At 69.7% G+C, this 24,443-nt stretch carries 17 protein-coding genes and 1 pseudogene; 10 read left to right on the forward strand and 8 right to left on the reverse strand.

Features of this window, described 5'->3' with window-relative positions:
• Window positions 1-73: 73 nt before the first annotated feature.
• Window positions 74-2,677, reverse strand: coding sequence for an alpha-glucan family phosphorylase (gene glgP / locus GA0115254_RS24435; RefSeq protein WP_176740267.1), 2,604 nt, complete (start codon window positions 2,675-2,677; stop codon window positions 74-76).
• Between the two features lie 740 nt (window positions 2,678-3,417).
• On the opposite strand from glgP, the gene GA0115254_RS24440 reads away from it, so the two are divergent.
• The 4 genes from GA0115254_RS24440 (at window position 3,418) to glgB (ending at window position 11,366) form a co-directional block, all read left to right on the forward strand.
• Window positions 3,418-5,469, forward strand: coding sequence for an alpha-1,4-glucan--maltose-1-phosphate maltosyltransferase (locus GA0115254_RS24440; protein WP_093897426.1), 2,052 nt, complete (start codon window positions 3,418-3,420; stop codon window positions 5,467-5,469).
• Entirely contained in the window at window positions 5,466-7,172 is a 1,707-nt protein-coding gene (gene treS / locus GA0115254_RS24445) for a maltose alpha-D-glucosyltransferase (RefSeq protein WP_093897427.1), read from the forward strand. Before GA0115254_RS24440 ends, treS begins: the two co-directional genes overlap by 4 nt.
• Window positions 7,173-7,410: 238 nt before the next feature.
• Window positions 7,411-8,811, forward strand: coding sequence for a maltokinase N-terminal cap-like domain-containing protein (locus tag GA0115254_RS24450; RefSeq protein WP_093897428.1), 1,401 nt, complete (start codon window positions 7,411-7,413; stop codon window positions 8,809-8,811).
• Window positions 8,812-8,930: 119 nt separating this feature from the next.
• Window positions 8,931-11,366 carry a 1,4-alpha-glucan branching enzyme gene (gene glgB / locus GA0115254_RS24455; protein WP_093897429.1) on the forward strand — a complete coding sequence of 812 codons (2,436 nt, stop codon included), beginning with the start codon at window positions 8,931-8,933 and terminating at the stop codon, window positions 11,364-11,366.
• 56 nt (window positions 11,367-11,422) lie between these two features.
• Here the strand turns inward: glgB and GA0115254_RS24460 are convergent, their stop codons facing one another.
• A complete protein-coding gene (locus GA0115254_RS24460) occupies window positions 11,423-12,319 on the reverse strand; it encodes an NAD(P)-dependent oxidoreductase (protein ID WP_256102753.1) in 897 nt (298 codons plus the stop codon).
• A gap of 166 nt (window positions 12,320-12,485) precedes the next feature.
• On the opposite strand from GA0115254_RS24460, the gene GA0115254_RS24465 reads away from it, so the two are divergent.
• The 3 genes and pseudogenes from GA0115254_RS24465 (at window position 12,486) to GA0115254_RS24475 (ending at window position 15,260) form a co-directional block, all read left to right on the forward strand.
• Window positions 12,486-12,797, forward strand: a complete 312-nt coding sequence (locus tag GA0115254_RS24465; protein ID WP_093897457.1) for an NIPSNAP family protein — start codon at window positions 12,486-12,488, stop codon at window positions 12,795-12,797.
• 473 nt (window positions 12,798-13,270) lie between these two features.
• On the forward strand, window positions 13,271-13,780 hold the full coding sequence (locus tag GA0115254_RS24470; RefSeq protein WP_093897430.1) for a GNAT family N-acetyltransferase: 510 nt from the start codon (window positions 13,271-13,273) through the stop codon (window positions 13,778-13,780).
• A 457-nt stretch (window positions 13,781-14,237) separates the two neighbouring features.
• Window positions 14,238-15,260 (forward strand): annotated as a pseudogene (locus GA0115254_RS24475) (MarR family transcriptional regulator).
• A 59-nt stretch (window positions 15,261-15,319) separates the two neighbouring features.
• Here GA0115254_RS24475 and trxA read toward each other — a convergent pair.
• The 3 genes from trxA to GA0115254_RS24490 form a co-directional block, all read right to left on the reverse strand.
• Window positions 15,320-15,664, reverse strand: a complete 345-nt coding sequence (trxA, locus tag GA0115254_RS24480; protein WP_093897431.1) for a thioredoxin — start codon at window positions 15,662-15,664, stop codon at window positions 15,320-15,322.
• Between the two features lie 3 nt (window positions 15,665-15,667).
• Window positions 15,668-16,072, reverse strand: a complete 405-nt coding sequence (locus GA0115254_RS24485) for a MerR family transcriptional regulator (RefSeq protein ID WP_093897432.1) — start codon at window positions 16,070-16,072, stop codon at window positions 15,668-15,670.
• Window positions 16,073-16,172: 100 nt separating this feature from the next.
• Window positions 16,173-17,543 carry a cation:dicarboxylate symporter family transporter gene (locus GA0115254_RS24490; protein ID WP_093897433.1) on the reverse strand — a complete coding sequence of 457 codons (1,371 nt, stop codon included), beginning with the start codon at window positions 17,541-17,543 and terminating at the stop codon, window positions 16,173-16,175.
• Window positions 17,544-17,674: 131 nt separating this feature from the next.
• Between GA0115254_RS24490 and GA0115254_RS24495 the strand changes: the two genes are divergently transcribed.
• Together GA0115254_RS24495 and GA0115254_RS24500 are read left to right on the forward strand one after the other, a co-directional pair.
• Window positions 17,675-19,354, forward strand: a complete 1,680-nt coding sequence (locus GA0115254_RS24495; RefSeq protein ID WP_093897434.1) for a sensor histidine kinase — start codon at window positions 17,675-17,677, stop codon at window positions 19,352-19,354.
• Entirely contained in the window at window positions 19,351-20,025 is a 675-nt protein-coding gene (locus tag GA0115254_RS24500) for a response regulator (RefSeq protein WP_093897435.1), read from the forward strand. Before GA0115254_RS24495 ends, GA0115254_RS24500 begins: the two co-directional genes overlap by 4 nt.
• Window positions 20,026-20,381: 356 nt before the next feature.
• Here the strand turns inward: GA0115254_RS24500 and GA0115254_RS24505 are convergent, their stop codons facing one another.
• On the reverse strand, window positions 20,382-20,834 hold the full coding sequence (locus GA0115254_RS24505) for a DUF5707 domain-containing protein (protein ID WP_093897436.1): 453 nt from the start codon (window positions 20,832-20,834) through the stop codon (window positions 20,382-20,384).
• A 395-nt stretch (window positions 20,835-21,229) separates the two neighbouring features.
• Between GA0115254_RS24505 and GA0115254_RS24510 the strand changes: the two genes are divergently transcribed.
• The gene (locus GA0115254_RS24510) at window positions 21,230-21,868 is read left to right on the forward strand and encodes a transcriptional regulator (protein WP_093897437.1); all 639 of its coding nucleotides are present in this window, start codon (window positions 21,230-21,232) and stop codon (window positions 21,866-21,868) included.
• Window positions 21,869-22,066: 198 nt separating this feature from the next.
• Here the strand turns inward: GA0115254_RS24510 and GA0115254_RS24515 are convergent, their stop codons facing one another.
• Window positions 22,067-23,071: an XRE family transcriptional regulator gene (locus GA0115254_RS24515; RefSeq protein ID WP_093897438.1), complete on the reverse strand. Its 1,005-nt coding sequence runs from the start codon at window positions 23,069-23,071 to the stop codon at window positions 22,067-22,069.
• 259 nt (window positions 23,072-23,330) lie between these two features.
• The gene (locus GA0115254_RS24520; RefSeq protein WP_093897439.1) at window positions 23,331-24,356 is read right to left on the reverse strand and encodes an ATP-dependent 6-phosphofructokinase; all 1,026 of its coding nucleotides are present in this window, start codon (window positions 24,354-24,356) and stop codon (window positions 23,331-23,333) included.
• Window positions 24,357-24,443: the final 87 nt, after the last annotated feature.

Genomic DNA, 24,443 nt, shown 5'->3' on the forward strand with positions numbered 1-24,443 from the left:
CCGGGAGGAGCTCTCGCTTCCTCCCGGGCGGTTTCACGTCCGCGGCGGCTGCCGGGGCCGGGCGGACGGTACGTCAGCGCATCAGCAGACCCGCTCCGTCACCCATCGACTCCGTGGGCAGTGCCACCAGGCCGAGTTCCGCGCTGGTCGCCAGCAGCGGATGGGCGGGAAGCACCCGCACCGTGTAGCCGTACGGCCCGGTGCGATCGAGAGCCAGCGGGCCGTCGTACAGCCAGCGGCCCTCCAGGTCCTGGCCCCCGGCGGGCTTCAGCGGGAAGACCTGGGCGTCCGAGATCCCGTCGGCGGCGTCCACCCGGCCGGCCACCGCCTGCACCTCCACATCGGCCGGCTCCAGGACCCCGAGGGCGATCCGGACCCGCAGCACCAGCGTCGACCCCAGCTCGGCCGAGCCGCCCGCCGTATCGGGCGCCACGGCCTCCACATGGTCGACGGCGACGCGCGGCCAGGCGGCGCGGACCCTGGCCTTCCAGTCGGCGAGCTGCCGGGCCGTGCCGGGGTCCAGCGCACGCTGGGCGATCGTGGCGGGCGCGTACAGCCGCTCCACATACTCGGACACCATGCGATCTGCCAGAACCTTGGGCCCGAGGGTGCCCAGCGTGCGGCGGACCATCTCGATCCAGCGCTCGGGGAGCCCTTCGCCGCCCCGGTCGTAGAAGCGCGGCGCGACCCGGTCCTCGATCAGCTCGTAGAGGGCGCCCGCCTCCAGATCGTCACGGCGGTCCTCGTCCAGGGCCAGACCGTCGGCCGTCGGGATCGCCCAGCCGAAGTCCGGCTCGAACCACTCGTCCCACCAGCCGTCGAGGACCGAGAGATTGAGGCAGCCGTTGAGCGCGGCCTTCATGCCGCTCGTACCACAGGCCTCCAGCGGGCGCAGCGGGTTGTTGAGCCAGACGTCGCAGCCCGGGTAGAGCTTCTGCGCCATGGCCATCCCGTAGTCCGGCAGGAACACGATGCGATGGCGCACCCGGGGATCGTCGGAGAACCGCACCAGCTCCCGCACCAGCCGTTTTCCGCTGTCGTCGGCGGGGTGGGCCTTGCCGGCGACGACGATCTGGATCGGGCGGGTCGGGTGGAGCAGCAGTTCTCTCAGCCGGTCGCGGTCGCGCAGCATCAGCGTCAGCCGCTTGTACGAGGGCACTCGCCGGGCGAAGCCGATCGTCAGCACGTCCGGGTCCAGCACGCTGTCGATCCACCCGAGTTCGGCCGCTTCCGCGCCCCGGGTGCGCCATGAGGCGTAGAGCCGCTCGCGCACCTCGGTGACCAGCTGTCCGCGCAGGGCCCGCCGCAGGTCCCAGAGTTCCCGGTCCGGGACGTCGGCGGCGGAGTCCCAGCGTCCGGGAGTGCCGCCGTATCCCTTGCGCAGCCGGAGGATCTCGGGCGCGACCCAGGTGGGTGCGTGGACCCCGTTGGTCACCGAGGTGATCGGCACCTCCGCGGCGTCGAAGCCCGGCCACAGACCGGCGAACATCTCGCGGCTGACCGACCCGTGGAGGGTGGAGACCCCGTTGGCCCGCTGGGCGAGCCGCAGCCCCATCACCGCCATGTTGAAGAGCTCGGGCTCACCGTCGGGGTGGGTCTCCATGCCCAGTTGCAGGATGCGTTCGACGCCCACTCCCGGGAGTTCGCCGTCGTCCCCGAAGTGCCGGGCGACGAGTTCGCGGTCGAACCGGTCGATCCCGGCGGGCACGGGCGTGTGGGTGGTGAAGACCGTGCCGGCCCGCACGGACTCCACCGCGGAGTCGAAGTCCAGTCCGGTGCCGGAGAGTTCACGGATGCGTTCGAGTCCGAGGAAGCCGGCGTGCCCCTCGTTGGTGTGGAACACCTCGGGCGCCGGATGCCCCGTGAGGCGGCAGTACGTCCGCACGGCCCGTACGCCGCCGATGCCGAGGAGCATCTCCTGCAGCAGCCGGTGGTCGCTGCCGCCGCCGTACAGCCGGTCGGTCACCTCGCGTTCGCCCGGCGCGTTCTCCTCCACGTCGGAGTCGAGCATCAGCAGTGGTACGCGTCCCACCTGGGCCTGCCAGATGTGGGCGTGCAGCGAACGGCCACCGGGAAGGGCGAGGACCACCCGGCTCGGGGTTCCGTCGGCTTCGCGGATCAGGGTGAGCGGCAGCTCGTTCGGATCGAGTACGGGATAGTGCTCCTGCTGCCAGCCGTCGCGGGACAGGCTCTGGCGGAAGTAGCCGTGCCGGTAGAGCAGGCCGACCGCGATGAGCGGGACGCCCAGATCGCTGGAGGCCTTGAGATGGTCGCCGGCGAGGATGCCGAGCCCGCCGGAGTACTGGGGCAGTGCGGCGGTCACACCGAACTCGGGTGAGAAGTAGGCAACGGCGGCCGGCAGCTCTGCTCCCTGGGCCAGCTGCGCCTGGTACCACCTGGGACCGTCCAGGTAGTCCCGGAGGTCTGCGGACACCTCGGCCAGCCGGTGCAGGAACCGCTGGTCCAGTGCCAGCTCGGCGAGTCGCCCGGCGGACACGGCACCGAGCAGCCGCACGGGGTCGCATTCCGCCGTCCGCCGGATCTCCGGGTCGACGGCCTGGAAGAGCTCACGGGTCTCGGTGTGCCAGGACCAGCGCAGATTGCGGGCGAGGTCACTGAGTGGTTGAAGGGGGTCGGGGAGGACGGGACGCACGGTGAATCGACGAATGGCCTTCACGTATTCCACCTTTACAGGGGACGTGCGAATCCGAGGGGACGCACCACGGTGTGCGCCTCTTCGTCACCCTCGACGTCAACGGTGGGCCGTGCACCACAGCCACGGCGCGCGACCGGCTCACAGCGCATGCCGCCGACCGGGTCGTCCGCCCCGTTTCCACCCCGTGGCGATCTCCGCCCCGCCCACCCCCCACCTCATCCGCATCCGGGGCCCCGAACGGCCGGTCCAGGCGCATCCGCCACATGGGTAATGGCCGATTCCATCCCCTCGTTCGGTCTTGTGGCACTTCGCACCGAGGAGAAAGCTGCCCAGTGGCGTCCGAAGGGGCGCCGGCGAGCCCCGAGCCCGCGGGGCGGCGCTCGGCGCATTCAGGTCGTCACAGATATGCCCGAGTAGTTGACACACCACCGGATTGGCCCCCCGAGAAACATGGGAAGGCTTCTCCGGTAAACAGCCCGAGTCCATCCCGGGACCACGCGAATGCAGCACGAATGCAGCACGAATGCGAGGCACCTGCGGGACCGGTTTTCATCCGGTTTACATCCGCGCAACACATCCGCGCTCCAGCAGTTCGAGTGCCATTCGAGTGAATGCGGACAGGAGCGGCCATGCCCACACCCCGTCAGCCGTCAACGGAGCAGCTAGAAAGGACGGACCCCATCGGTCGCGGTGCGCGTATTTCGCCCTCCGCTGCCCCGTCGCGCCCCGTTCAGCCCGAGCTCCAGTCCCCAGGTGATTCCATGATCGGTCGCATTCCCGTCCTCGACGTCCGTCCCCTCGTCGACTGCGGCAGAAGGCCCGCCAAGGCCGTTGCCGGAGAGACCTTCCAGGTCACCGCGACCGTCTTCCGCGAGGGCCATGCCGCCGTCGCCGCCAATGTGGTCCTGCTGGATCCGAGCGGGCGCCCCGGTCCCTGGACGCCGATGCGCGAGCTCGCCCCCGGCACCGACCGCTGGGGCGCCGATGTCACCCCGGTCTCCGAGGGCCGCTGGACGTATACGGTCGAGGCCTGGAGCGACCCGGTCACCACCTGGCGACAGCACGCCCTGATCAAGATCCCGGCGGGGATCGACACCGCGCTCGTCCTGGCGGAGGGCGCCGAGCTGTACGAGCGGGCCGCCGCGGGCGTACCCAAACGGGACGGGCGCGAGGCGGTGCTGGACGCGGCCGACGCACTGCGCGACGGGTCCTGCCCGGCCACTGCCCGGCTCGCCGCGGCGCTGCTCCCCGAGGCGCAGGCCGCGCTCGCCCGTCACCCGCTGCGCGAACTGGTCACCGCGTCCCGCCCGCTTCCTCTGCTGGTCGAGCGCCGGCGGGCCCTGTTCGGCTCCTGGTACGAGCTGTTCCCCCGCTCGGAGGGCGCCAGGATCGAACCGGCCCAACCGGCCGGGGCAAAGAAGAAGGGCAGGGCGGGGAAGCCGGGAAAGGCTGCGGAACAGCCGGCGAGGATCATCAGCGGCACCTTCCGTACGGCTGCCGAGCGGCTTCCCGCGGTCGCCGCCATGGGTTTCGACGTCGTCTACCTCCCGCCCGTCCACCCCATCGGAACCACCCACCGCAAGGGCCCCAACAACTCGCTGTCCCCCGCTCCGCACGACGTGGGCGTGCCCTGGGCGATCGGCTCGGCCGAGGGCGGTCACGACGCGGTCCATCCCGAGCTGGGCACCCTCGACGACTTCGATCACTTCGTCGAAACCGCCCGCACCCTGCGCATGGAGATCGCGCTGGATTTCGCACTCCAGTGTTCTCCCGACCATCCCTGGGTCGAGAAACACCCCGAGTGGTTCCACCATCGCGCCGACGGCACCATCGCCTACGCCGAGAATCCACCGAAGAAATACCAGGACATCTACCCGATCGCCTTCGACCAGGATCTGCGCGGCCTGGTCAGGGAGACGTTGCGCATTCTGCGCTTCTGGATGGATCACGGGGTACGGATCTTCCGCGTCGACAATCCGCACACCAAGCCGGTGATCTTCTGGGAGAAAGTGATCGCCGATATCAACCGGACCGACCCGGATGTGATCTTCCTGGCCGAGGCATTCACCCGGCCCGCAATGATGAAGACGCTCGCCGCCATCGGCTTCCAGCAGTCGTACACGTATTTCACCTGGCGCAACACCCGGCAGGAGATCACCGATTACGTCACGGAGCTGTCGGGCGAATCCGCCTCCTGCATGCGGCCCAACTTCTTCGTGAACACCCCGGACATCCTGCCGGGTTACCTCCAGGACGGGGGCCGTCCGGCCTTCGAGGCGCGGGCCGTTCTCGCCGCGACGCTCTCCCCGACCTGGGGCGTGTACGCGGGGTACGAGCTGTGCGAGAACACCCCGGTCCGGCCCGGCAGCGAGGAGTACATCGACTCGGAGAAGTACGAAATCCGGCCCAGGGACTGGGAGTCGGCCGAGCGCGAGGGCCGTTCGCTGGCTCCGCTCATCACTTCGCTCAACCGCATCAGGCGCCGCCACCCGGCATTGCAGCAGCTGCGCGACGTGCACTTCCACTCCGTGAACAACGACGCGTTGATCGCGTACAGCAAACGTTCGGGTTCGAACACTGTTCTGGTGGTCGTCAACCTCGACCCGCACCACACCCAGGAGGCCACGGTTTCGTTGGACATGCCGCAACTCGGCCTCGACTGGCACGAGAGCGTGCCGGTGCGCGACGAGCTCACCGGCGACACCTATCACTGGGGCAGGACCTTCTATGTGCGTCTGGAGCCGGGCGTCACGCCCGCGCACATCGTCGTCCTGCGACCGTCCCCGCCGACCGGAGGGTCACCCACATCATGATCGTCAATGAGCCCGTCCACGACCTGTTCGAGGACACCCCGGCCAAGGACCGCGATCCCGACTGGTTCAAGCGTGCTGTTTTCTACGAGGTCCTCGTCCGGTCCTTCCAGGACTCCAACGGCGACGGCATCGGCGACCTCAAGGGCATCACCGCCAAGCTGGACTATCTGCAGTGGCTGGGCGTCGACTGCCTCTGGCTGCCGCCGTTCTTCAAGTCGCCGCTGCGCGACGGCGGATACGACGTGTCCGACTACACCGCCGTGCTGCCGGAGTTCGGCGATCTGGCCGACTTCGTGGAGTTCGTCGACGCCGCGCACCAGCGCGGGATGCGCGTGATCATCGACTTCGTCATGAACCACACGAGCGATCAGCACGACTGGTTCCAGCAGTCCCGCACCGACCCGGACGGGCCGTACGGCGACTACTACGTCTGGGCCGACGACGACAAGCAGTTCCCGGACGCCCGGATCATCTTCGTCGACACGGAGACGTCCAACTGGACCTTCGACCCGGTGCGCAAGCAGTACTACTGGCACCGGTTCTTCTCCCACCAGCCCGATCTCAACTACGAGAACCCGGCGGTGCAGGAGGAGATCATCTCCGCGCTGCGATTCTGGCTGGACCTCGGCATCGACGGATTCCGTGTGGACGCCGTGCCGTATCTCTACCAGCGGGAGGGCACCAACTGCGAGAACCTCCCGGAGACGCACGACTTCCTCAAGCGGGTGCGCAAGGAGATCGACGCGAACTACCCGGACACCGTCCTGCTCGCCGAGGCCAATCAGTGGCCGGAGGACGTCGTCGACTACTTCGGCGAGTTCCAGGCCGGCGGCGACGAGTGCCACATGGCGTTCCACTTCCCTGTGATGCCTCGGATCTTCATGGCCGTCCGGCGCGAGAGCCGCTACCCGGTCTCCGAAATCCTGGCGAAGACCCCGGCGATCCCGAAGAACTGCCAGTGGGGAATCTTCCTGCGCAACCACGACGAGCTCACCCTCGAAATGGTCACGGACGAAGAACGCGACTACATGTACGCGGAGTACGCCAAGGATCCACGGATGCGGGCCAACATCGGTATCCGGCGGCGGCTGGCACCCCTGCTGGACAACGACCGCAACCAGATCGAGCTGTTCACGGCGCTACTGCTGTCCCTGCCCGGCTCCCCGATCCTCTACTACGGGGACGAGATCGGGATGGGCGACAACATCTGGCTGGGCGACCGGGATGCCGTACGTACTCCGATGCAGTGGACTCCCGACCGGAACGCCGGGTTCTCCTCCAGTGATCCCGGGCGGCTCTACCTCCCCACGATCATGGATCCGGTCTACGGCTACCAAGTCACCAATGTCGAGGCGGCGATGGCCTCCCCGTCGTCGCTGCTGCACTGGACGCGGCGGATGATCGAGATCCGTAAGCAGAACCACGCCTTCGGTCTCGGCTCGTTCAGCGAACTGCCGTCGTCGAACCCCGCCGTGCTCGCCTTCACCCGGGAGCACGGGGACGATCTCGTGCTGTGCGTACACAACTTCTCGCGGTTCGCGCAGCCGACGGAGCTGGATCTGCGGCCGTTCGACGGGCGTCATCCGGTGGAGCTGATCGGTGGGGTGCGCTTCCCCGCCATCGGTCAGTGGCCCTACCTGCTGACTCTCGCGGGGCACGGGTTCTACTGGTTCCGACTGCGAAAGGACGTCCCGCCGAGCTGACCGGACGTCACCTCGCACCACCGACCGCGGGGCGGTTTCCGCCGCCCCGCACGGGGCACCCTCACCCACATCGAACACTTCCGGTCCCTTCCGGGCCCCCTCTGGCGTTTCGATCCCTTCGAGTCGAGTCCGTACGGACCATCCTGACCCGACACGTCCCGCACAGCCGGACAGCTATTGCCGCAATCCGGGACACTCTTCGCATCCTGTGGTGTGCCCGGGGAAAGGACGCGATGCCATGTCGGAGGCTGCATCCACTCGGGTCGCCCTGGCTGACAGCACAGCCCTGCTCCCGTCTCTCGCCCCCCTGCTGCACGAATGGCTGCCCCGGCAGCGGTGGTTCGCGGGCAAGGGCCGGCCGATCACCGCGTTCTCGCTGGTGTCGGCGACCGAGATACTGCCGGTGCGCACCGGTCCCGTCGGCGCCCGCTCCGGGATCGGACTGCTCCATCTGCTGGTCCGGGTCCACCAGCCCTCCATGCCTGCGCAGTCGCCGGACGACTGCTACCAACTGCTGCTCGGCGTAAGGTCCGCACTGCCGCCACGGCTGGCTTCCGCACTCATCGGTCATGTGGCCAAAGGACCGCTCGCCGGCCGCACCGTCTACGAGGGGCTGCACGACCCGCGCCTGGCCGAACTCCTGCTGGAACGGTTCCGTACCCCCGGCACCCTCGGCGCCCTGCGCTTCGACCGGGGCGGCACCCCCATCGCCGCGGGGCTGGCCCCGCGCGTGCTCGACACCGAGCAGTCCAACACCTCGCTCGTCTACGGCAACGCCTACATCCTCAAGATCTTCCGCCGGATCTTCCCGGGCACCAACCCCGATCTGGAGCTGCCGCTCGCCCTCGCGCGCGAGGGCTGCGGACGGGTGCCCGCCCCCGTCGCCTGGTTCGAAGCGACCGCCCCGGGGCCGCTCACCCTCGGCGTCCTGCAGCCGTTCCTGCGCGGCGCACAGGACGGCTGGCAGCTCGCCCTGCGGGCCCTCGCCTCGGACCACGACTTCACCGTCGAGGCCCACGCGCTCGGCCGGGCCACCGCCGAGGTGCACACCGCGCTCGCCACTGCCCTGCCGACGCCCGCCCTGCGCGCCTCCCAGACCGAGCATCTCGCCGCCGCGATGGTGCGGCGGCTGGAAGCCGCCGCGCAGGCGGTACCGGCGCTCATCCCGTACGTCCCCGGGCTGCGTACCGCCTTCGACGCGGTGGCCGCACTGGGTCACCGGGGCCACAACTGGGCGGCCCAGCGGGTCCACGGCGATCTCCATCTCGGCCAGACGCTGCGCGCGGCCGACGGTTTCTGGTCGCTGATCGACTTCGAGGGCGAACCGGCCAGACCACTGCCCGAGCGCCGACGTCCGCAGCCACCGGTACGCGACATCGCCGGCATGCTCCGTTCCTTCGACTACGCGGCCCGCTCGCACCGCCCGTGGAACGCCGAGTGGGCGGCACACTGCCGGACCGCCTACTGCGAGGGGTACGCCAAGGCCTCGGGCATCGACCCGCGCAGCGAACCGGAGCTCTTGCGCGCCCACGAGACCGACAAGGCGGTGTACGAGGTGCTGTACGAGGCACGGCACCGGCCCGACTGGCTTCCGGTTCCGATGGCGGCGATCCAGCGGCTGGCCACCGTCGCCGGCTGACGGCCGGGCACCGTCGCCCGTCGGCGGACCCGCCGTCGCCGCACCCGCACCACCGCCCGTCCCGCCTCGTCCCGCCCCGCAGTTCCGCCCCGACAACACCCTCCGAGGAGGCTGTCCCTGTGACCGCCCGCAAGCCGTCCCGCACAACGCCCACCGCCACCGAGGTCCCGCAAGTCCCTCTGCTCACAACGGCCGAGACGGCACCCCCCGCGGCCCCGGCGGAGGCGGCCACCCCACCCTCCTCGGAGCCGGCCGCCCCGGCCAGGCGGAAGAAGCCGGCGGGCAAGGGAGCCGCCGGAACCGGTGACGGTGCCGCACCACCACGTCCCCGCGGGGGCACCGGCAGCCAGGGAGTGCGGCAGGCGCGCCCCCTCGACGACGGCGACCGGGGCCGGCTGCTCGCCGGTGAGCACCATGCCCCGCACGATCTGCTCGGCGCCCATATGGTCCGCGGCGGTGTGACCTTCCGGGTGCTGCGCCCGTACGCGCGGTCCGTGACCGTGCTCGCCAAGGGACTGCGGGCGCAACTGCACGACGACGGCGACGGCCTCTTCTCCGGGCTGCTGCCGATGCCCGCACTCCCCGAGTACCAGCTCCTGGTCGCCTACGAGGACAACGAGATCGAGGTGCAGGATCCGTACCGTTTCCTGCCCGCGCTCGGCGATCTCGATCTGCATCTGATCGGCGAGGGACGCCACGAGGAGCTGTGGACCGCCCTCGGCGCTCGGCCCATGGAACACCAGGGGGTCGCGGGGACCCGGTTCACCGTCTGGGCCCCCGACGCCCGCGGTGTGCGGGTCGTCGGGGACTTCAACTACTGGGACGGCACCGGCTTCCCGATGCGTTCGCTCGGCTCCAGCGGGGTGTGGGAGCTGTTCCTTCCCGCGATCGGGGAGGGCGCGCTCTACAAGTTCGACATCTGCCGCCCGGACGGTTCGCACACCACACGCGCCGACCCGATGGCCCGCCGTACCGAAGTACCGCCCTCCACTGCGTCGATCGTGACGGCATCGCACCATGAGTGGCAGGACCAGGAGTGGATGGCGCGCCGCGGGGACCTACCGGTGCACGAGGCGCCGTTCTCCGTGTACGAGGTGCATCTTCCGTCCTGGCGGCCGGGACTCACGTACCGCCAGCTGGCCTCTCAACTCCCCGCGTATGTAAGGGATCTGGGGTTCACACATGTGGAGATGATGCCGGTCTCCGAGCATCCCTTCGGCGGTTCCTGGGGCTATCAGGTCACCGGTTTCTACGCCCCGACGTCACGCATGGGCACACCGGACGACTTCCGTTTCCTCGTCGACGCGCTGCACCGGGCCGGTATCGGCGTCATCGTCGACTGGGTGCCCGCGCACTTCCCGCGCGACGACTGGGCGCTCGCGGAGTTCGACGGCCGCCCGCTGTACGAGCACTCGGACCCGTCACGGGCGGCGCATCCGGACTGGGGCACGCTGGAGTTCGACTACGGGCGGAAGGAGGTGCGCAACTTCCTGATTGCCAACGCCACTTACTGGTGCGAGGAGTTCCACATCGATGGGCTTCGGGTCGATGCCGTCGCCTCGATGCTCTATCTCGACTACTCGCGCGAGGACGGGGAATGGTCCCCGAACGAGCGCGGCGGCCGGGAGAACCTGGATGCCGTCGCCTTCCTCCAGGAGATGAACGCAACCGTCTACCGGCGCAATCCGGGCGTCGTCACCATCGCCGAGGAGTCCACCGCCTGGAACGGCGTCACCCGCGCCACCCACCATGTCGGCCCCGACGGCTTCGGCGGGCTCGGCTTCGGGCTGAAGTGGAACATGGGCTGGATGCACGACTCCTTGCAGTACGTGTCGAAGGAGCCGGTGCACCGCAAGTACCACCACGACGAGATGACCTTCTCGATGGTGTACGCGTACAGCGAGAACTACGTCCTGCCGATCTCGCACGACGAGGTGGTGCACGGAAAGCAGGCGCTGGTCAGCAAGATGCCCGGCGACTGGTGGCAGCGGCGCGCCAACCACCGGGCGTACCTCGGCTTCATGTGGGCCCATCCGGGCAAGCAACTCCTCTTCATGGGGCAGGAGTTCGCCCAGGGCGCGGAGTGGTCGGAGGGGCACGGTCCGGACTGGTGGCTGCTCGACCCCTCGTACGAGGCGGAGAGCGACCACCGGGGCGTACGCACCCTCGTCGGCGACCTGAACGCCGTGTACCGAGCCACCCCCGCGCTCTGGCAGCGCGACACCGTTCCGGAAGGCTTCGACTGGGTGGACGGCGGTGCGGCCGAGGACAACGCCTTCGCCTTCCTGCGCTACGACGCGCACGGCTCGCCGCTTCTCGCCGTCAGCAATTTCTCCCCGGTGGTGCGGCACGACTACCGCATCGGCGTCCCGGACGTCCTCGGTGATCAGGTCGCGTGGGCGGAGGTCCTCAACACGGACGCCGCTCGGTACGGCGGCAGCGACGTACACCATCCCGGGCCGCTGAAGCCCGATTCGGTGGCCGCGCACGGCCGGCCCGGCAGCATCCTGCTGACGCTGCCGCCGCTGGCGACGGTCTGGCTGAAGCCGGTCTGAGTCCACCCGCGGGGCTCGGGGCCGGCTACGGGCTGCGGGCCCCGCACCGGGCCCGCTCAGCCGCCGAGCGCCTCGACCGTGCTCGCCCATGAATCGGCGCCGTGCCCCTCGGCGATCGCACGGTCGGAGACGGCCTTGATCGCCTCCAGCTGGGATGTGTCCAGCCCCCTGCTGCGGGACGCGTGCAGCACGTGGTCGACACCGGCGGTCATCATGGCGAGGTTGGCACCCACGCCGTTGTACGCCTTCGCGTCGATGTCGGCCGCCGTCCCGCCCACGATGGGCGGCAGGATGTTCACGATGGTCCGCAGATACGGGGCGATGGCGGCGGCGGGGATGTTCTCCGCCCGGGCCAGGGCGAAGGCGTGGACCAGCCCCGCCATGCTGCCGTAGAAGAAGTCCAGCATCGCCATGTCGTACGCGGCCGCGAGGGCGTGATCCGGCCCCAGGAACGGGGCGCCCGCGCCGAGCGCCTTGAGCACGGCCTCGTACCTGTCGTACGCGGACTGCGACCCGGCGTAGAAGATCAGTGCCTCCGGCCCGCCGATCACCTCGACCGGCACCATGATCGCGCCTGCCAGGTAGTCGAGCGCATGGGCGTCCGCCCAGGCCGCGGAGGTACGGGCGCGGTCCGGGGTGTCCGAGGTGAGGTCGACGAGGACGCGTCCGGCGAGCGCGTCCGTCAGCGGAGCCAGGATCTGCTGCGAGGCCTCGTGGTCCACAACGCAGACGACCACCAACTCACTTGCGCGTACGGCCTCTTCGGCCGATCCGGCCCGGACTGCTCCCCGGGCGACGAGCTCCTCCCCCTTGCGCGGGGAACGGTTCCAGACGGTGGTGCGATGGCCGGCGTCCAGGAGGGCGCCTGCGAGTGCCTGGCCCATGGCGCCGAGGCCGATGACAGTGACGGTGACGGTGACAGGTGCGGACGAGCCGTTCGTATGCGTGGTCATGCGCACCATGGTCATCGCGGCGGATGCACCCGCCAAGAACCCACTTATTTCTCAGATACCCACCAAAAGGAAAGCATCCAGGCCAGGCCGACCGAGGCTCGGAACTCGCGACCCGGGGCACATGGGCCGCCCTCACACCCGAACCGGCATGCAGCATTATGTGGGCGTGATCACCATTCATCTGAAATACGAGATCGACGCCGACAAGCTTGAGGACTTCGAGGAGTACGGCCGCCGCTGGGTCGGGCTCGTCAACCGTTTCGGCGGGACGCACCACGGCTACTTCCTGCCGAGCGAGGGCGACAGCGACATCGCGTACGCCCTCTTCTCCTTTCCCAGTCTCGCCGCGTACGAGCAGTACCGCACGGACAGCATGTCCGACCCGGAGTGCCAGGGTGCCTTCGAGCTGGCTCGCACCACCCGCTGCATCAAGCGGTACGAGCGCCGCTTCCTGCGACCGCTCGACGTCATGTCCTAGCCTCGCCGGTTCACTCGGGTGCGGCGGACGGTGCGGCGAAAACGCGAATGTGCCTTCCTGGCCTGGGACGATGAACTTTGCCGAGGGGTTCTGTCGGTCGGTGCACTGCTCCACCACCTCAGCAGCCCGCCCCTGCTCCCGCCTCAGCCGGCGGTCGCATCGGCGGGGACCCGGTCACCACTCCTCAACACGAGCACCGCCGACAAGTAGGACCACGAACGAGACTTCAGCGCCGGATACGGCGCTGACATCAGCCGACATTGCCCCCCCAAGGCAGGGGCTCCTCGGCGGACCTGCTATAGATTCCCTGTCAGTACTCAAGCCTTCCCGGCCGGGCCTCGCCTCGGCCAGTAAGGCTTCTTTCATGTCCGGGTTCGCCCCCGAACCCACCTGGCACCCGCCGCAATTCCGTTGCAGCCGCGCGCCCCAAGAGGGCCCAACAGCCGCGGAATCACTCAACATGATGGAGACTCATGACCGACGTGTCCGCGCGCCTCGCAGATGCCACCGACCAACCGATCCTGGAGCGCCTCTGGTTACTGTTCCAACACGACATGTCGGAGTTCAGCGGTGCTCTGCCCAACCCCGACGGGACCTTCCGGAGTGATCGGCTCCAAGCCGCCTTTACGCAGGCCGACCGGGCACCCTATCTCTTGACCAGTGGCACATCTCCTGTTGGGCTCGCTTTCGTCCGCAGCCTGACTGCTCCGACGCGCGTGCTGAGCAGTTTCTTCGTGGTCCGTGGCGCACGCGGGACAGGGATCGGACTGCGTGCCGTTCAGAAGGTCGTGGCGAAGCACCCGGGACCATGGGAAGTCGCCTTCCAGGAGTCCAACGTCGCCGCAGTCGGATTCTGGCGTCGTGTTGCCACCGAGATCGCCGGAGACGCTTGGGCCGAGGAACGCCGGCCGGTACCTGGTCGCCCGGACTTGCCACCTGATACCTGGATCTCGTTCAACGCCCCAGCCGAGTCCCAAGGCTGATCCCAGAGCGCTTTGTTGCTGCCGAGCGGGACTCGGCGGCAACAGAGAATTCACGGGCGGCGGTGGCACGCGGGTTCGTCGGTCGAGCAGCGCCACCTCGGCCCTCGGAACCCGAGTTCCGGGCTTCGAGGGCCGGGGTTCGAGCTCCGGGACCGGCTGATTCACTCTTTCGTGGGTACGAGGAGGGGGCCGGTCCCGACGCTTGAGCTTCGGGATCCGGGCGTCGGAATCCGGGCTCCGGGATTCGAGCGCTCTTGGTTAACCGGTAGGTGAAATAAGGGGGTTGGGAACTCCTCTCCGCCCTCCCCGACCCGTCACGGCCAGCAAGTATGACTAATCGTGACCGGCTTGCGGCGCGCTGTCACGGCTGCTTACGGTGCCCCCAACAAAACGACCCCGACGCGGTGTTCAAGCACCGGGCCGGGGTCTCACCCCAAGATCGAACGGACCCGATCTCGTGGCTACCGAGAACCTTAGCCCTGCCCCGCGCACACCCGCACCGTCGCACCCGTACCCGAAGGCCAACCGCGGCTACGGCAAGCGGTCCGCGCCGGACCAACGCCCGGCGCGTGCCGACGACTTCATGCTGCTGCCCGAGCGTGAGCGCCACATCGCCGGATACGTCGACCACCTGCCCGACGGTGCGGCCATGGACATCAAGTCGCTGGCCAGGAGCATCCCCCTGTACGGGCAGATGGCCGTCGGCAGTGCCCTCAGGGCACTGTGAGTGGCCGGTCATCTGCGGCACGCCCAGTGCCGGGTCGAGGAGCGCGGCCAGGTCCGCTGGGTCACCCGCACCTTCTGGTCCCGCACCGCTCGCGACAACGAATGGTGGGGCGCCTTCCTGGACGCCGAGAACAACCGGGCCGCCCAAGAAGCAGCCGCTCCCCGAGCCGGGGCAGAATCGCAGGCCCCGGCCCCTGTGACACCGGCCGAGCCCGCAGCGCAGCCCACCACGCCCGGCCCCGTACCCCCCGTGCCCGTCGTCCCGCAGCAGCGAACCCCCGAACCAGCCCCGGCGCACCCCTCGCCCGCGTACCTCGCCCTGGCCCAACTGGGCCGAATCGAACCACGCCTGGCCCTCTCCGCCGCCGACTGCACCGTCCTGGCACCCCTGGCCGCCCAGTGGTTCACCCGGGGCGTGGACACCGACTACCTCACCCGCGCCCTTACCTCCGGTATCCCCGCCCAGGTCGACTCCCCCATCGGCTTCGTACGCCGCCGCCTCAACGACAAGATCCCACCCCACCTGCCCACCACCCCGTCACCGGCCGCGCCGGGCACTCCCGGCCGCCGCCTGATGGTGGAATGCACCGAATGCGGCACACCCGGCCCATCCGAAGCACTCGCCGACGGCCTCTGCCGCCCCTGCCGCACACCCGCCCCGGGCACGGCCCCGGCAGTTCCCGCCGACCCGTCCGTCGAACGTGACGTCCACGCGCTGGTCGGCACCCTCCGCGACCTGATGAGAACCCCCTGAACGCGTCGAGTTGCGCAGGTACCGTTCAGACGGCCGCCTGGAGATGCGTACGCCCCGCCTCACACCGTCTCGAGCACGTCCTCCAGTTCCTGGAGCAGCCTGCGCTTGGGCCGGGCACCCACCATCGACTTCACCGGTTCGCCGGAGCGGAACACCATCAGGGTCGGCGTCGACAGCACCGCGTACCGGCTCGCGGTCCCCGGGCTGGTGTCGACGTCGAGCTGGACGATCTTGATGCGTTCGGCCTCTTCGGCGGCGATCGAGCTGAGCACCGGGGCCAGCTGTCGGCACGGGCCGCACCAGTCGGCGGTGAACTCGACCAGGACGGGGAGATCGGCCCCCAGCACCTCACCGTCGAAGGTGGTGTCGGTGACCTCGGCCACGCCCTCTGCCACATGAATCATCTGTCATCCTCTCAGTTCACAACGTGGTTCCGGACCGCCGGGAAGCTCTGCCGCGGCCTCCAGTTCGGCCTTCGCGAGCTGTGCGCCCACCTGGGCGCGGACCGCCTGGAGCTGCTCGATGAGCGAGTCGAGCTCGCCGAGCTTGCGCCGGTAGACGGCGAGTGAGGCGGGGCAGGCGTCACCGGCCGGATGGCCGGCGCGCAGGCACTCGACGAACGGCCGGGTCTCCTCCAGTTCGAACCCGAAGTCCTGGAGGGTCCTGATCTGCTGGATCAGACGCAGATCGTCCTCGTCGTACGCCCGGTACCCGTTGGCGGCCCGCCGCGCAGGCAGCAGTCCGCGTGACTCGTAGTACCGCAGAGTCCGCGTGGTCGTCCCGGCCCGCTCGGCCAGCTCCCCGATTCGCATGTCTTCGACCGTAGACCTTTACGCGGACGTCAAGGCAAGCACGAAGGGCCGTCGCGGGAGCTCCCGCGACGGCCCTGTCCGTGTGCTGCGTGTTCGGCGTCTAGACCTTGGCCACGGCGTGCTCCTGGTCGCCGTCCCGCGGCTCCGGAACGTTGTCCGCGCCGTCGCCGTGCTTCGCGTCCTGGGTGAGCGTCTTCTCGTCGAACGGGATGGCGCCGGCCAGTACCTGGTCGACCCGTTCCCTGTCGATCTCCTTGGTCCAGGTGCCGATGAGCAGCGTGGCGACGGCGTTGCCCGCAAAGTTGGTGAGGGCGCGGGCCTCGCTCATGAAGCGGTCGATGCCGATGATCAGGCCCACGCCGTCGACCAGGGCGGGCTTGTGCGACTGGAGCCCGCTCGCCAGTACGGCGATGCCGGAACCGGAGACACCGGCCGCCCCCTTGGAGGCGATCATCATGAAGAGGAGGAGCGAGATCTGCTCGCCCAGCGCCAGCGGCTGGCCCATCGAGTCGGCGATGAACAGCGACGCCATGGTCAGGTAGATCATCGTGCCGTCGAGGTTGAACGAGTACCCGGTGGGCACGGTGATGCCGACGACCGGGCGGCTGACACCCAGGTGTTCCATCTTCGCGATGAGGCGCGGCAGCGCCGACTCGGAGGAGGACGTGGAGAGGATCAGCAGGAACTCGCGGCCCAGGTACTTGAGGAGCTGGAAGAGGTTCACCCCGGTCACCAGGCGCAGCAGTGTGCCGAGCACCACAACCACGAACAGGATGCAGGTGATGTAGAAGCCCAGCATGATCGTGGCGAGCGCCTTGAGCGCGTCCACGCCGGTCTCACCGATGACGGCGGCCATCGCGCCGAACGCGCCCACCGGGGCCGCCCACATGATCATCGACAGGACGCGGAAGACCAGCTTCTGGATGTGCTCGACCCCGCGCAGCACCGGCTCACCGGCCGTGCCCATGGCCTGCAGCGCGAAGCCGGTGAGCAGCGCGACCAGCAGGGTCTGGAGCACCGAGCCACCGGTGAAGGCCGACACGAAGGTGGTCGGGATGATGCCGAGCAGGAAGTCGACCGGCCCTTCGGCGGCACCGTCCGCCGCCGTGTGGCCGACATCCTTCACCGACTGCGAGAGGTGCATGCCGTCGCCGGGGTGCAGCACATTGCCGACGATCAGGCCGATCGCCAGCGCGACCACCGACATGGCCAGGAAGTAGCCGAGCGCGAGACCGCCCACCTTGCCGACCTTGGCGGCCTTGCGCACCGATCCGACGCCCAGCACGATCGTGCAGAAGATGATGGGCGAGATCATCATCTTGATGAGGTTGACGAAGCCGGTACCGATCGGCTTGAGCTCGACGGCGAAGTCCGGGGCCGCGAAGCCCACGAGGATGCCGAGGCCCACGGCCGCGATCACGGCGAGATACAGATAATGCGTACGGTCCCGCTTGGCGGCTACCACTCCCACGGGGTTCTCCTCGGCTCGTCCTGGTCGCTCCCCCGTCCCTGGGGGGCTTGGTGACTATCCCGCCCGCCTGTGACGGTGGTCACCGTTACGTACATTTCGTTCATATGTTTTCGGCCAGGCACACTGTGGTCATGCGTCTCCCCCGCCCTCGCAGCCTGGCCGGCCAGCTCTTCGCCATGCAGGTCGTGCTGGTGGCGGCCGTGGTGGCGGGGTGTGCGTTCTTCGCCTACGTCTCCGGCAGCGCGCAGGCGAAGGAGACCGCGACCCGGCAGGTCAGGACGGCGGCGCTGGCGATCGCCGACTCGCCGTCCGTACAGGAGGCGATCCGCACCCCGGACCCGTCCGCCATGCTCCAGCCGTACGCGGAGAAGGTCCGCACGGACACCGGGATCGCCTTCGTCACGATCATGAGCCCGGACCGGATCCGCTGGACTCACCCCGACGCGGACCAGATCGGGGAGCCCTTCCGCGGCCACACCGCGCGGGCGCTGCGCGGCGAGACGTTCGCGGAGACGTACACCGGCACGCTCGGATCCTCGATCCGAGTCGTCACCCCGATCCGGGACGGCGGCAGGATCACCGGTCTGGTCAGCGCGGGCATCACGGTCGAGCGGGTCTCCTCGCAGGTGCGGGCGCAGCTCGGGGCACTGGGGCTGGCGGCGGGCGGGGCGCTGGCTCTCGGCGGCATCGGCACGTATGTGATCAACGCCCGGCTCCGGCGGCACACGCACGGCATGAACGCCGCCGAGCTGAGCCGGATGCACGACTACCACCAGGCCACGCTGCACGCGGTGCGCGAGGGGCTGCTGATGCTCGACGGGCGGCGCAGGATCGCGCTGATCAACGACGCGGGCCGGGAGTTGCTCGGGCTGGGGCCGGGTGCGGTCGGGCGCAGGGTCGCCGACCTCGATCTGCCGGCGCCGCTGACCGGGGCGCTGCTCGCCTCCGAGGAACGGGTCGACGAGCTGCATCTGACGGCGGACCGGGTGATCGTGGTCAACACGCGCCCGGTGGTCGGCGGGGAGCAGCGCGGTACGGTCGTGACGCTGCGCGACCACACGGAACTCCAGGCGCTGTCAGGTGAGTTGGACTCGGAGCGGGGGTTCACCCAGGCGTTGCGTTCGCAGGCGCACGAGGCGGCGAACCGGCTGCACACGGTCGTCTCGCTGATCGAGCTCGGCCGGGCCGAGGAGGCGGTGGGTTTCGCGACAGCCGAGCTGGAGCTGGCCCAGGCCCTCACCGACCGGGTGGTGGGCGCCGTCGCCGAGCCGGTGCTGGCGGCCCTGCTGCTCGGCAAGGCGGCGCAGGCGAACGAGCGGGGGGTGGAGCTGGTGCTCGCGGACGACAGCCTGATCGATGACGGCGCCCTGCCCGCGACCCTGCCGCCACGGGACCTGGTGACGATCCTCGGCAATCTGATCGACAACGCGGTGGACGCGGCGTCGGAGGCGGTGACCGGTACGCCCGGTCCGGAGGCCGGGCCCGGCAGGCAAGAAGCGGTGCCGGGCCGGTCCGCTCGCGCCCGGGTCACCGTGACCGCGCTCGCCGGGGAGGGCGAGCTGCTGCTGCGGGTCGCCGACACCGGGGCCGGGGTCGATCCGGACGACGCCTCCGAGGTGTTCGACCGGGGCTGGTCGACGCACGGCGCGGGCCGGGGTATCGGGCTGGCCCTCGTACAGCAGGCGGTGCATCGCAACGCCGGCACGGTGGCGCTGGACCGCGGCCCGGACGGCGGTGCGGAGTTCACGGTGCGGCTGCCGCTGGCCATCGGCAACCGCACGACGCACACCACGAAGGAGACCATCGCATGATCCAGGTGCTGGTCGTCGAGGACGATCCCGTCGCCGCGGACGCCCATCAGCTGTACGTGGGCCGCGTCCCCGGATTCACGGTGGCCGCGGTCGCGCACTCGCGTGCGGAGGCGGTGCGGGCGCTGGACCGCACGCCGGTCGATCTGCTGCTCCTGGATCTGTATCTGCCCGACGGGCACGGTCTGCAGCTGCTGCGCTCGCTGCGCGCGGCCGGGCACTCGGCGGATGTCATCGCGGTGACGTCGGCGCGTGATCTGACGGTGGTCCGGGAAGGGGTGTCGCTCGGTGTCGTCCAGTACGTGCTGAAGCCGTTCACCTTCGCCACCCTGCGCGACCGGCTCGTCCGCTACGCCGAGTTCCGCGCGGCAGCCGGTGAGGCAAGCGGTCAGGACGAGGTGGACCGGGCGCTCGGTGCACTGCGCGCGCCACAGCCGACCCGGCTGCCGAAGGGACTGAGCGGCCCGACCCTGGAGGCCGTCACCCGCGTCCTGCGGGCCGCCCCGGACGGAGTGACGGCCGGCGCGACCGGGGTGGAGCTGGGCATCTCGCGGATCACCGCGCGCCGCTACCTGGAACATCTGGTGACGATGGGACGCGCGGTACGCAGCCCGCAGTACGGTCAGATCGGGCGCCCGGAGCTGCACTACCGGTGGGTGACCCAGGGGCGCTGACCCCGTACGGCGCCCTCCTGGTTCCCATGCCGTGCCACGACGACCCCACAACAGCGACCGGGAGGCGCGCGACACCCTGGGTGAAGGCCGCGCGGAAGTTCTCCGGAGCACGCGGGGAACATGACGAAGCCCTTCCCCCGGCCGGGGGAAGGGCTTCGTGAGCGAGCGCTGGGCAGGCCTTGCACCTGCATTTCCCCGCAGGAAGCGGGGCGTCTTTCCTTGGACCACCAACGCAGCGTCAGTCGCCGTGAGTTGCGGCAACTTCCAAGATCAATCATAGCGCATGCGGCCGTCGGCCGGCCCCCCGGCCATCACGGAGGCGGTTGAGCGGCAGACCCGTGCGATGCCCGTTCGGGTCACATGACGGTGAAGTCGGCCGCCTCGGTGTCCAGCGTCGTGGTTCCGTCTTCGGCGCCGGCCAGGACGGCGACGTGCCAGACGCCGCGTGGGGACGCCTTGGCTTCGGCGCGGGTGACGGTGACCGCGTAGGTGCAGCGCATGGTGTCCTCGTCGAGCGGCTTGCAGACGGCCGACTCCACAGCGGCCATGTCCTTGGCGGTCAGCCCCTGCTCGGCGAAGGACGAGTTCGCCGGCCAGGCCAGGACCTTCACGTCCTTGACGCCGGAGGACGCCGTGACGTCAGTGGTGAAGGTCAACGAGCCATCACGGTCGCCGTCGGGGGCAGCGTAGCGGGCAGTGCTGTGCGTCAGAGAGGGAGGCTGCTCCCCTGCGTAGGCGAGGGCGAAGGCCCCGGCACCTCCGAGGAGGACGACACCGGCGGCCACGGACAGAACGATACGTCGGGGCATGAGAGGTTCTCCATGATCGTCTCAGCTGGATCGAACCGGCGCTCTCGGCTGCGCCGCTGCACCGATACTCGCCGCGCAGGGCGCACCGGGCATGAGCACACACACTCACCCCAGCCTGAGTAGAGCGGCCGCCATCCGCACCCCCACCACATCGAACGATTCATGGCGCCGCTCGCCGGGAGTCGGCGAGCGGACGGCCGAGCTCCCGCCCCTCGTCCTGCCCGGTTCCGCAGCCGGGCCGGGGCGGGGAGGGGGTTGGTAGGACGTTCCTACGAGCCGTGATATCGGTGGAACACACCGTAGTCAGACCGCGTGTCGACTCCTACGGTGGGGCCGTGCACCCCTCCCCACCCTTCAACGCCCCCGCCGCGCGTCGACTCCGCGAGGCCCTGGGGATGCTTCCCGGTCATGTCGCCTATGGTCTCGGAGCCCAGTACGGGCTCCGTGTCAGCGCCGAGACGGTGACCGCCTGGGAGCGCGGGCTCGCCGTCCCGAGCGAATACGAACTCACGGCACTGGCCGGGGTGTTGTGGTGCTCGCCGGCCGAACTGCTGACCGCCGCGCGCACCCTGCGGGAGCACCGGGTGGCCCGGGAGCTGGCCGTCGACGAGCTGGCACGTCTGCTGGGGCTGACCGCCTCCGCGTATCTGCGGATGGAGGAGGCGGGGCGCTGGCGCGGCAACGAACGCCAGTCCGCGGTGCTCAGCGAGGTACTGGGGCTGACAGCCGCCGGGATGGTGACGGTGTCGGGCCGGGACGGGGATCTGGCGGAGCTGTTGCGCGGTGCGGTGACGACGCGCTGGCAGGCCCACGTCCGGCCGGTGGCGAAGCTGGTGCCGCTGGAGCGCGGGTTGCTGCAGGATGTACTGGAACAGTTGCACGCCGACTACCAGGCACTGATGGTGTCGACGCTGAGCTGGAGCAGCACGGGTACGGAGCGGGCCGGGTCGACGGGCGATGCGGGGCGGGAGTTCCTGGCGCAGATCGTGGAACGGTTCTGGCGGACGGCGGGGGTGCAGGGGACCAGCGTCTGAGCCACCGGACCTCCGACTCGGCCGTGCCGTTCTCAGAGCCTGTCGGGTGACCTTCGATCGGATAGCGGACGCGGTCTGGTGCGTGCGATTCCAAGGCGGCGGGATGCCCTCGTAGCGGAGCTACTAGGGCATTTCGGTAACGCGGGAAGCGTACGTGCCAGGGCGTGGCCGCCCGATCAGAGGTCACCCGACAGGCTCTCAGCCGCCGGCCGCGTCCGAGGCCACCGGATCGAAGGAGAACAGCCTTCCCCGGTCCACCCCGTCGCAGCCCATCTGCACCATCTCGGCGTCGGGCTTGCTGCTGCCCGCCTTGGCGCCGACGCACAGGTGGGTGTGGGCGGGGCGGATCCGGTAGCCCTTGACGGGATGGCCTTGGGGCTCGATCCAGAACGCCTCCGCGGAGCCGCGCTTGCCGCACTCCTGGTCCTGCATCAAGGCTCCGGCCTCGCGCATCCCGTCCCAGATACCCGTGCAGCCGAGGCCGAAGTCCGGGTGGTCGGTCACAATCCGCCAGACGTCGTCGCCCAGCGGCCTGAGGGAGAAGGCCGGGATCGTCTCCTCGTCGCACGGCACCTGGTAGATCCGGCCGCTGTCGGTTCCCCGCTTCTCGGAGAGGCAGAGCCCGGAGTGGACGGACCGGATCTGCACCGTCCGCCCCGCCACGGGTCCGGCGACAGGGGCGGGTCCCGGCTGTTCGTCGCGTACGAGGAGGGCGACGGTCACCGCGGCGGCGGCAAGCACCAGGAGGGAGACGCCGGTCACCAGGAAGGTCCGGGACCGACGACGGGCGGGGGGCGGGCCGACGGGCGGCTCTGTGGCCGGTTCGGGTGACCGCGGGGTCGGCGCACCCGGGACCTCCCCGGCCTCCTCCGTACCGGCCTCGTCCTCGCCGGCGTCCCCGGCGCCGGCCCGCCGCCCGTGCACGGCGAGTTCCTTGCGTACGCCGAGCCAGTCCTCGATCTCCGTGGGCCCGCAGCCGCAGGCCCGCACGAAAGCGGCGAGGAGCTCTTCGCGCGGGACCGACGTACGCCCGAGCATGTTGGCGATCGTGGAGCGCGGCAGGACGTCCCCGACCGCGTCAGCCCTCAGCGTCAGCTCGCGGAACGTCAGACCGGACTCGTCCTTGAGCACCCGTAACAGGGCGATGAACTCGGCCGCACTCCGCGCCTCCCGAGGATCCGGAGCCCTGCCCTCGACCACCATGTGCTGTGTCCCTCCCCTGGGATCCGTGCCCGGACAGAGTTGGGACATGTCCGGGACAGGGATAAGCCTTGTTGATCCGGGCCGCCGACTCAAGAGTGGATTCCGGCACCACGGCCCGTCCGGTCCTGACCTCGGCCTTGACCTTGACCTTTCGGAACGGCCCCGACGGCCGGGGGAACGGCAAGCGGCCCTGACCGTCCACGGGGGGACAGTCAGGGCCGCAGGCCACTGCTTGCGACGCTGCCGCGCGCGTCCGGGGTCAGAAGACCGACTCGGCCTCGTCCATCCGGTCCGCCGGTACCGTCTTGAGCTGGGTGATGGCGTCGGCGAGCGGAACCATCTTGATGTCGTTGCCACGCAGAGCCGTCATCCGGCCGAAGTCACCCCGGTGCGCGGCCTCCACCGCGTGCCAGCCGAAGCGGGTGGCGAGCACCCGGTCGTACGCGGTCGGCGTGCCGCCGCGCTGCACGTGGCCGAGAATGACCGGCCGGGCCTCCTTGCCGAGCCGGGTCTCCAGCTCGATGGCCAGCCGGTTGCCGATGCCCTGGAAACGCTCGTGGCCGTACTGATCGATCTCGCCCTTGGCGTACGGCATGGAGCCCTCTGCCGGGTGCGCACCCTCCGCGACACAGATGACCGCGAATTTCTTGCCCCGTGCGAAGCGTTCTTCGACCATCTTGACCAGGTCCTCGACCTGGAAGCGGCGCTCGGGAAGACAGATGCCGTGCGCGCCGCCCGCCATTCCGGACTCCAGCGCGATCCAGCCGGCGTGGCGGCCCATCACCTCGACGACCATGACCCGCTGGTGCGATTCGGCGGTGGTCTTGAGGCGGTCTATGGCCTCGGTGGCGACGCCCACCGCGGTGTCGAAGCCGAAGGTGCGGTCGGTGGCGGAGATGTCGTTGTCGATGGTCTTGGGGACGCCGACGACGGGCATTCCGGCGTCCGACAGCATCCGCGCGGCGGTGAGGGTGCCTTCGCCGCCGATCGGGATGAGGGCGTCCATGCCGTAACGGCGGCTCAGCTCGGCGCAGTTCTCGGCGGCCTCGCGCAGCCGGTCGCGCTCCAGCCGGGCCGAGCCGAGAATGGTGCCGCCATGAGCGAGGATGCCGCTGACCGCGTTGAGATCGAGGGGGCGGAAGTGACCGTCGAGGAGTCCCTTGAACCCGTCCTCGAAGCCGATGACTTCATCGCCGTGACCCACCACGGCACGGTGGACGACCGACCGGATCACTGCGTTCAGGCCTGGGCAATCGCCGCCTGCGGTGAGAACTCCGATGCGCATCGTGCTGTATCTCCTGCTCGCTAGTGCCGTGCATTTCGGGGGCGACTACAGAATCCCCCGTACCGTGAGCCACAACGATTGTCCCAC

Origin of the sequence: Streptomyces sp. Ncost-T10-10d, from assembly GCF_900091955.1 — a bacterium.
GTDB lineage: Bacteria > Actinomycetota > Actinomycetes > Streptomycetales > Streptomycetaceae > Streptomyces.

What these genes read in the sequence shown, in the direction of transcription:
- treS (WP_093897427.1), top strand. Translation starts at nt 5,466, where the DNA reads ATGATCGTCAATGAGCCCGTCCACGACCTGTTCGAGGACACCCCGGCC.
- GA0115254_RS24450 (WP_093897428.1), top strand. Translation starts at nt 7,411, where the DNA reads ATGTCGGAGGCTGCATCCACTCGGGTCGCCCTGGCTGACAGCACAGCC.
- GA0115254_RS24520 (WP_093897439.1), bottom strand. Translation starts at nt 24,356, where the DNA reads ATGCGCATCGGAGTTCTCACCGCAGGCGGCGATTGCCCAGGCCTGAAC.
- GA0115254_RS24440 (WP_093897426.1), top strand. Translation starts at nt 3,418, where the DNA reads ATGATCGGTCGCATTCCCGTCCTCGACGTCCGTCCCCTCGTCGACTGC.
- GA0115254_RS24470 (WP_093897430.1), top strand. Translation starts at nt 13,271, where the DNA reads ATGACCGACGTGTCCGCGCGCCTCGCAGATGCCACCGACCAACCGATC.
- GA0115254_RS24515 (WP_093897438.1), bottom strand. Translation starts at nt 23,071, where the DNA reads ATGGTGGTCGAGGGCAGGGCTCCGGATCCTCGGGAGGCGCGGAGTGCG.
- trxA (WP_093897431.1), bottom strand. Translation starts at nt 15,664, where the DNA reads ATGATTCATGTGGCAGAGGGCGTGGCCGAGGTCACCGACACCACCTTC.
- GA0115254_RS24500 (WP_093897435.1), top strand. Translation starts at nt 19,351, where the DNA reads ATGATCCAGGTGCTGGTCGTCGAGGACGATCCCGTCGCCGCGGACGCC.
- GA0115254_RS24510 (WP_093897437.1), top strand. Translation starts at nt 21,230, where the DNA reads ATGCTTCCCGGTCATGTCGCCTATGGTCTCGGAGCCCAGTACGGGCTC.
- GA0115254_RS24505 (WP_093897436.1), bottom strand. Translation starts at nt 20,834, where the DNA reads ATGCCCCGACGTATCGTTCTGTCCGTGGCCGCCGGTGTCGTCCTCCTC.
- GA0115254_RS24485 (WP_093897432.1), bottom strand. Translation starts at nt 16,072, where the DNA reads ATGCGAATCGGGGAGCTGGCCGAGCGGGCCGGGACGACCACGCGGACT.
- GA0115254_RS24495 (WP_093897434.1), top strand. Translation starts at nt 17,675, where the DNA reads ATGCGTCTCCCCCGCCCTCGCAGCCTGGCCGGCCAGCTCTTCGCCATG.
- GA0115254_RS24460 (WP_256102753.1), bottom strand. Translation starts at nt 12,319, where the DNA reads ATGACCACGCATACGAACGGCTCGTCCGCACCTGTCACCGTCACCGTC.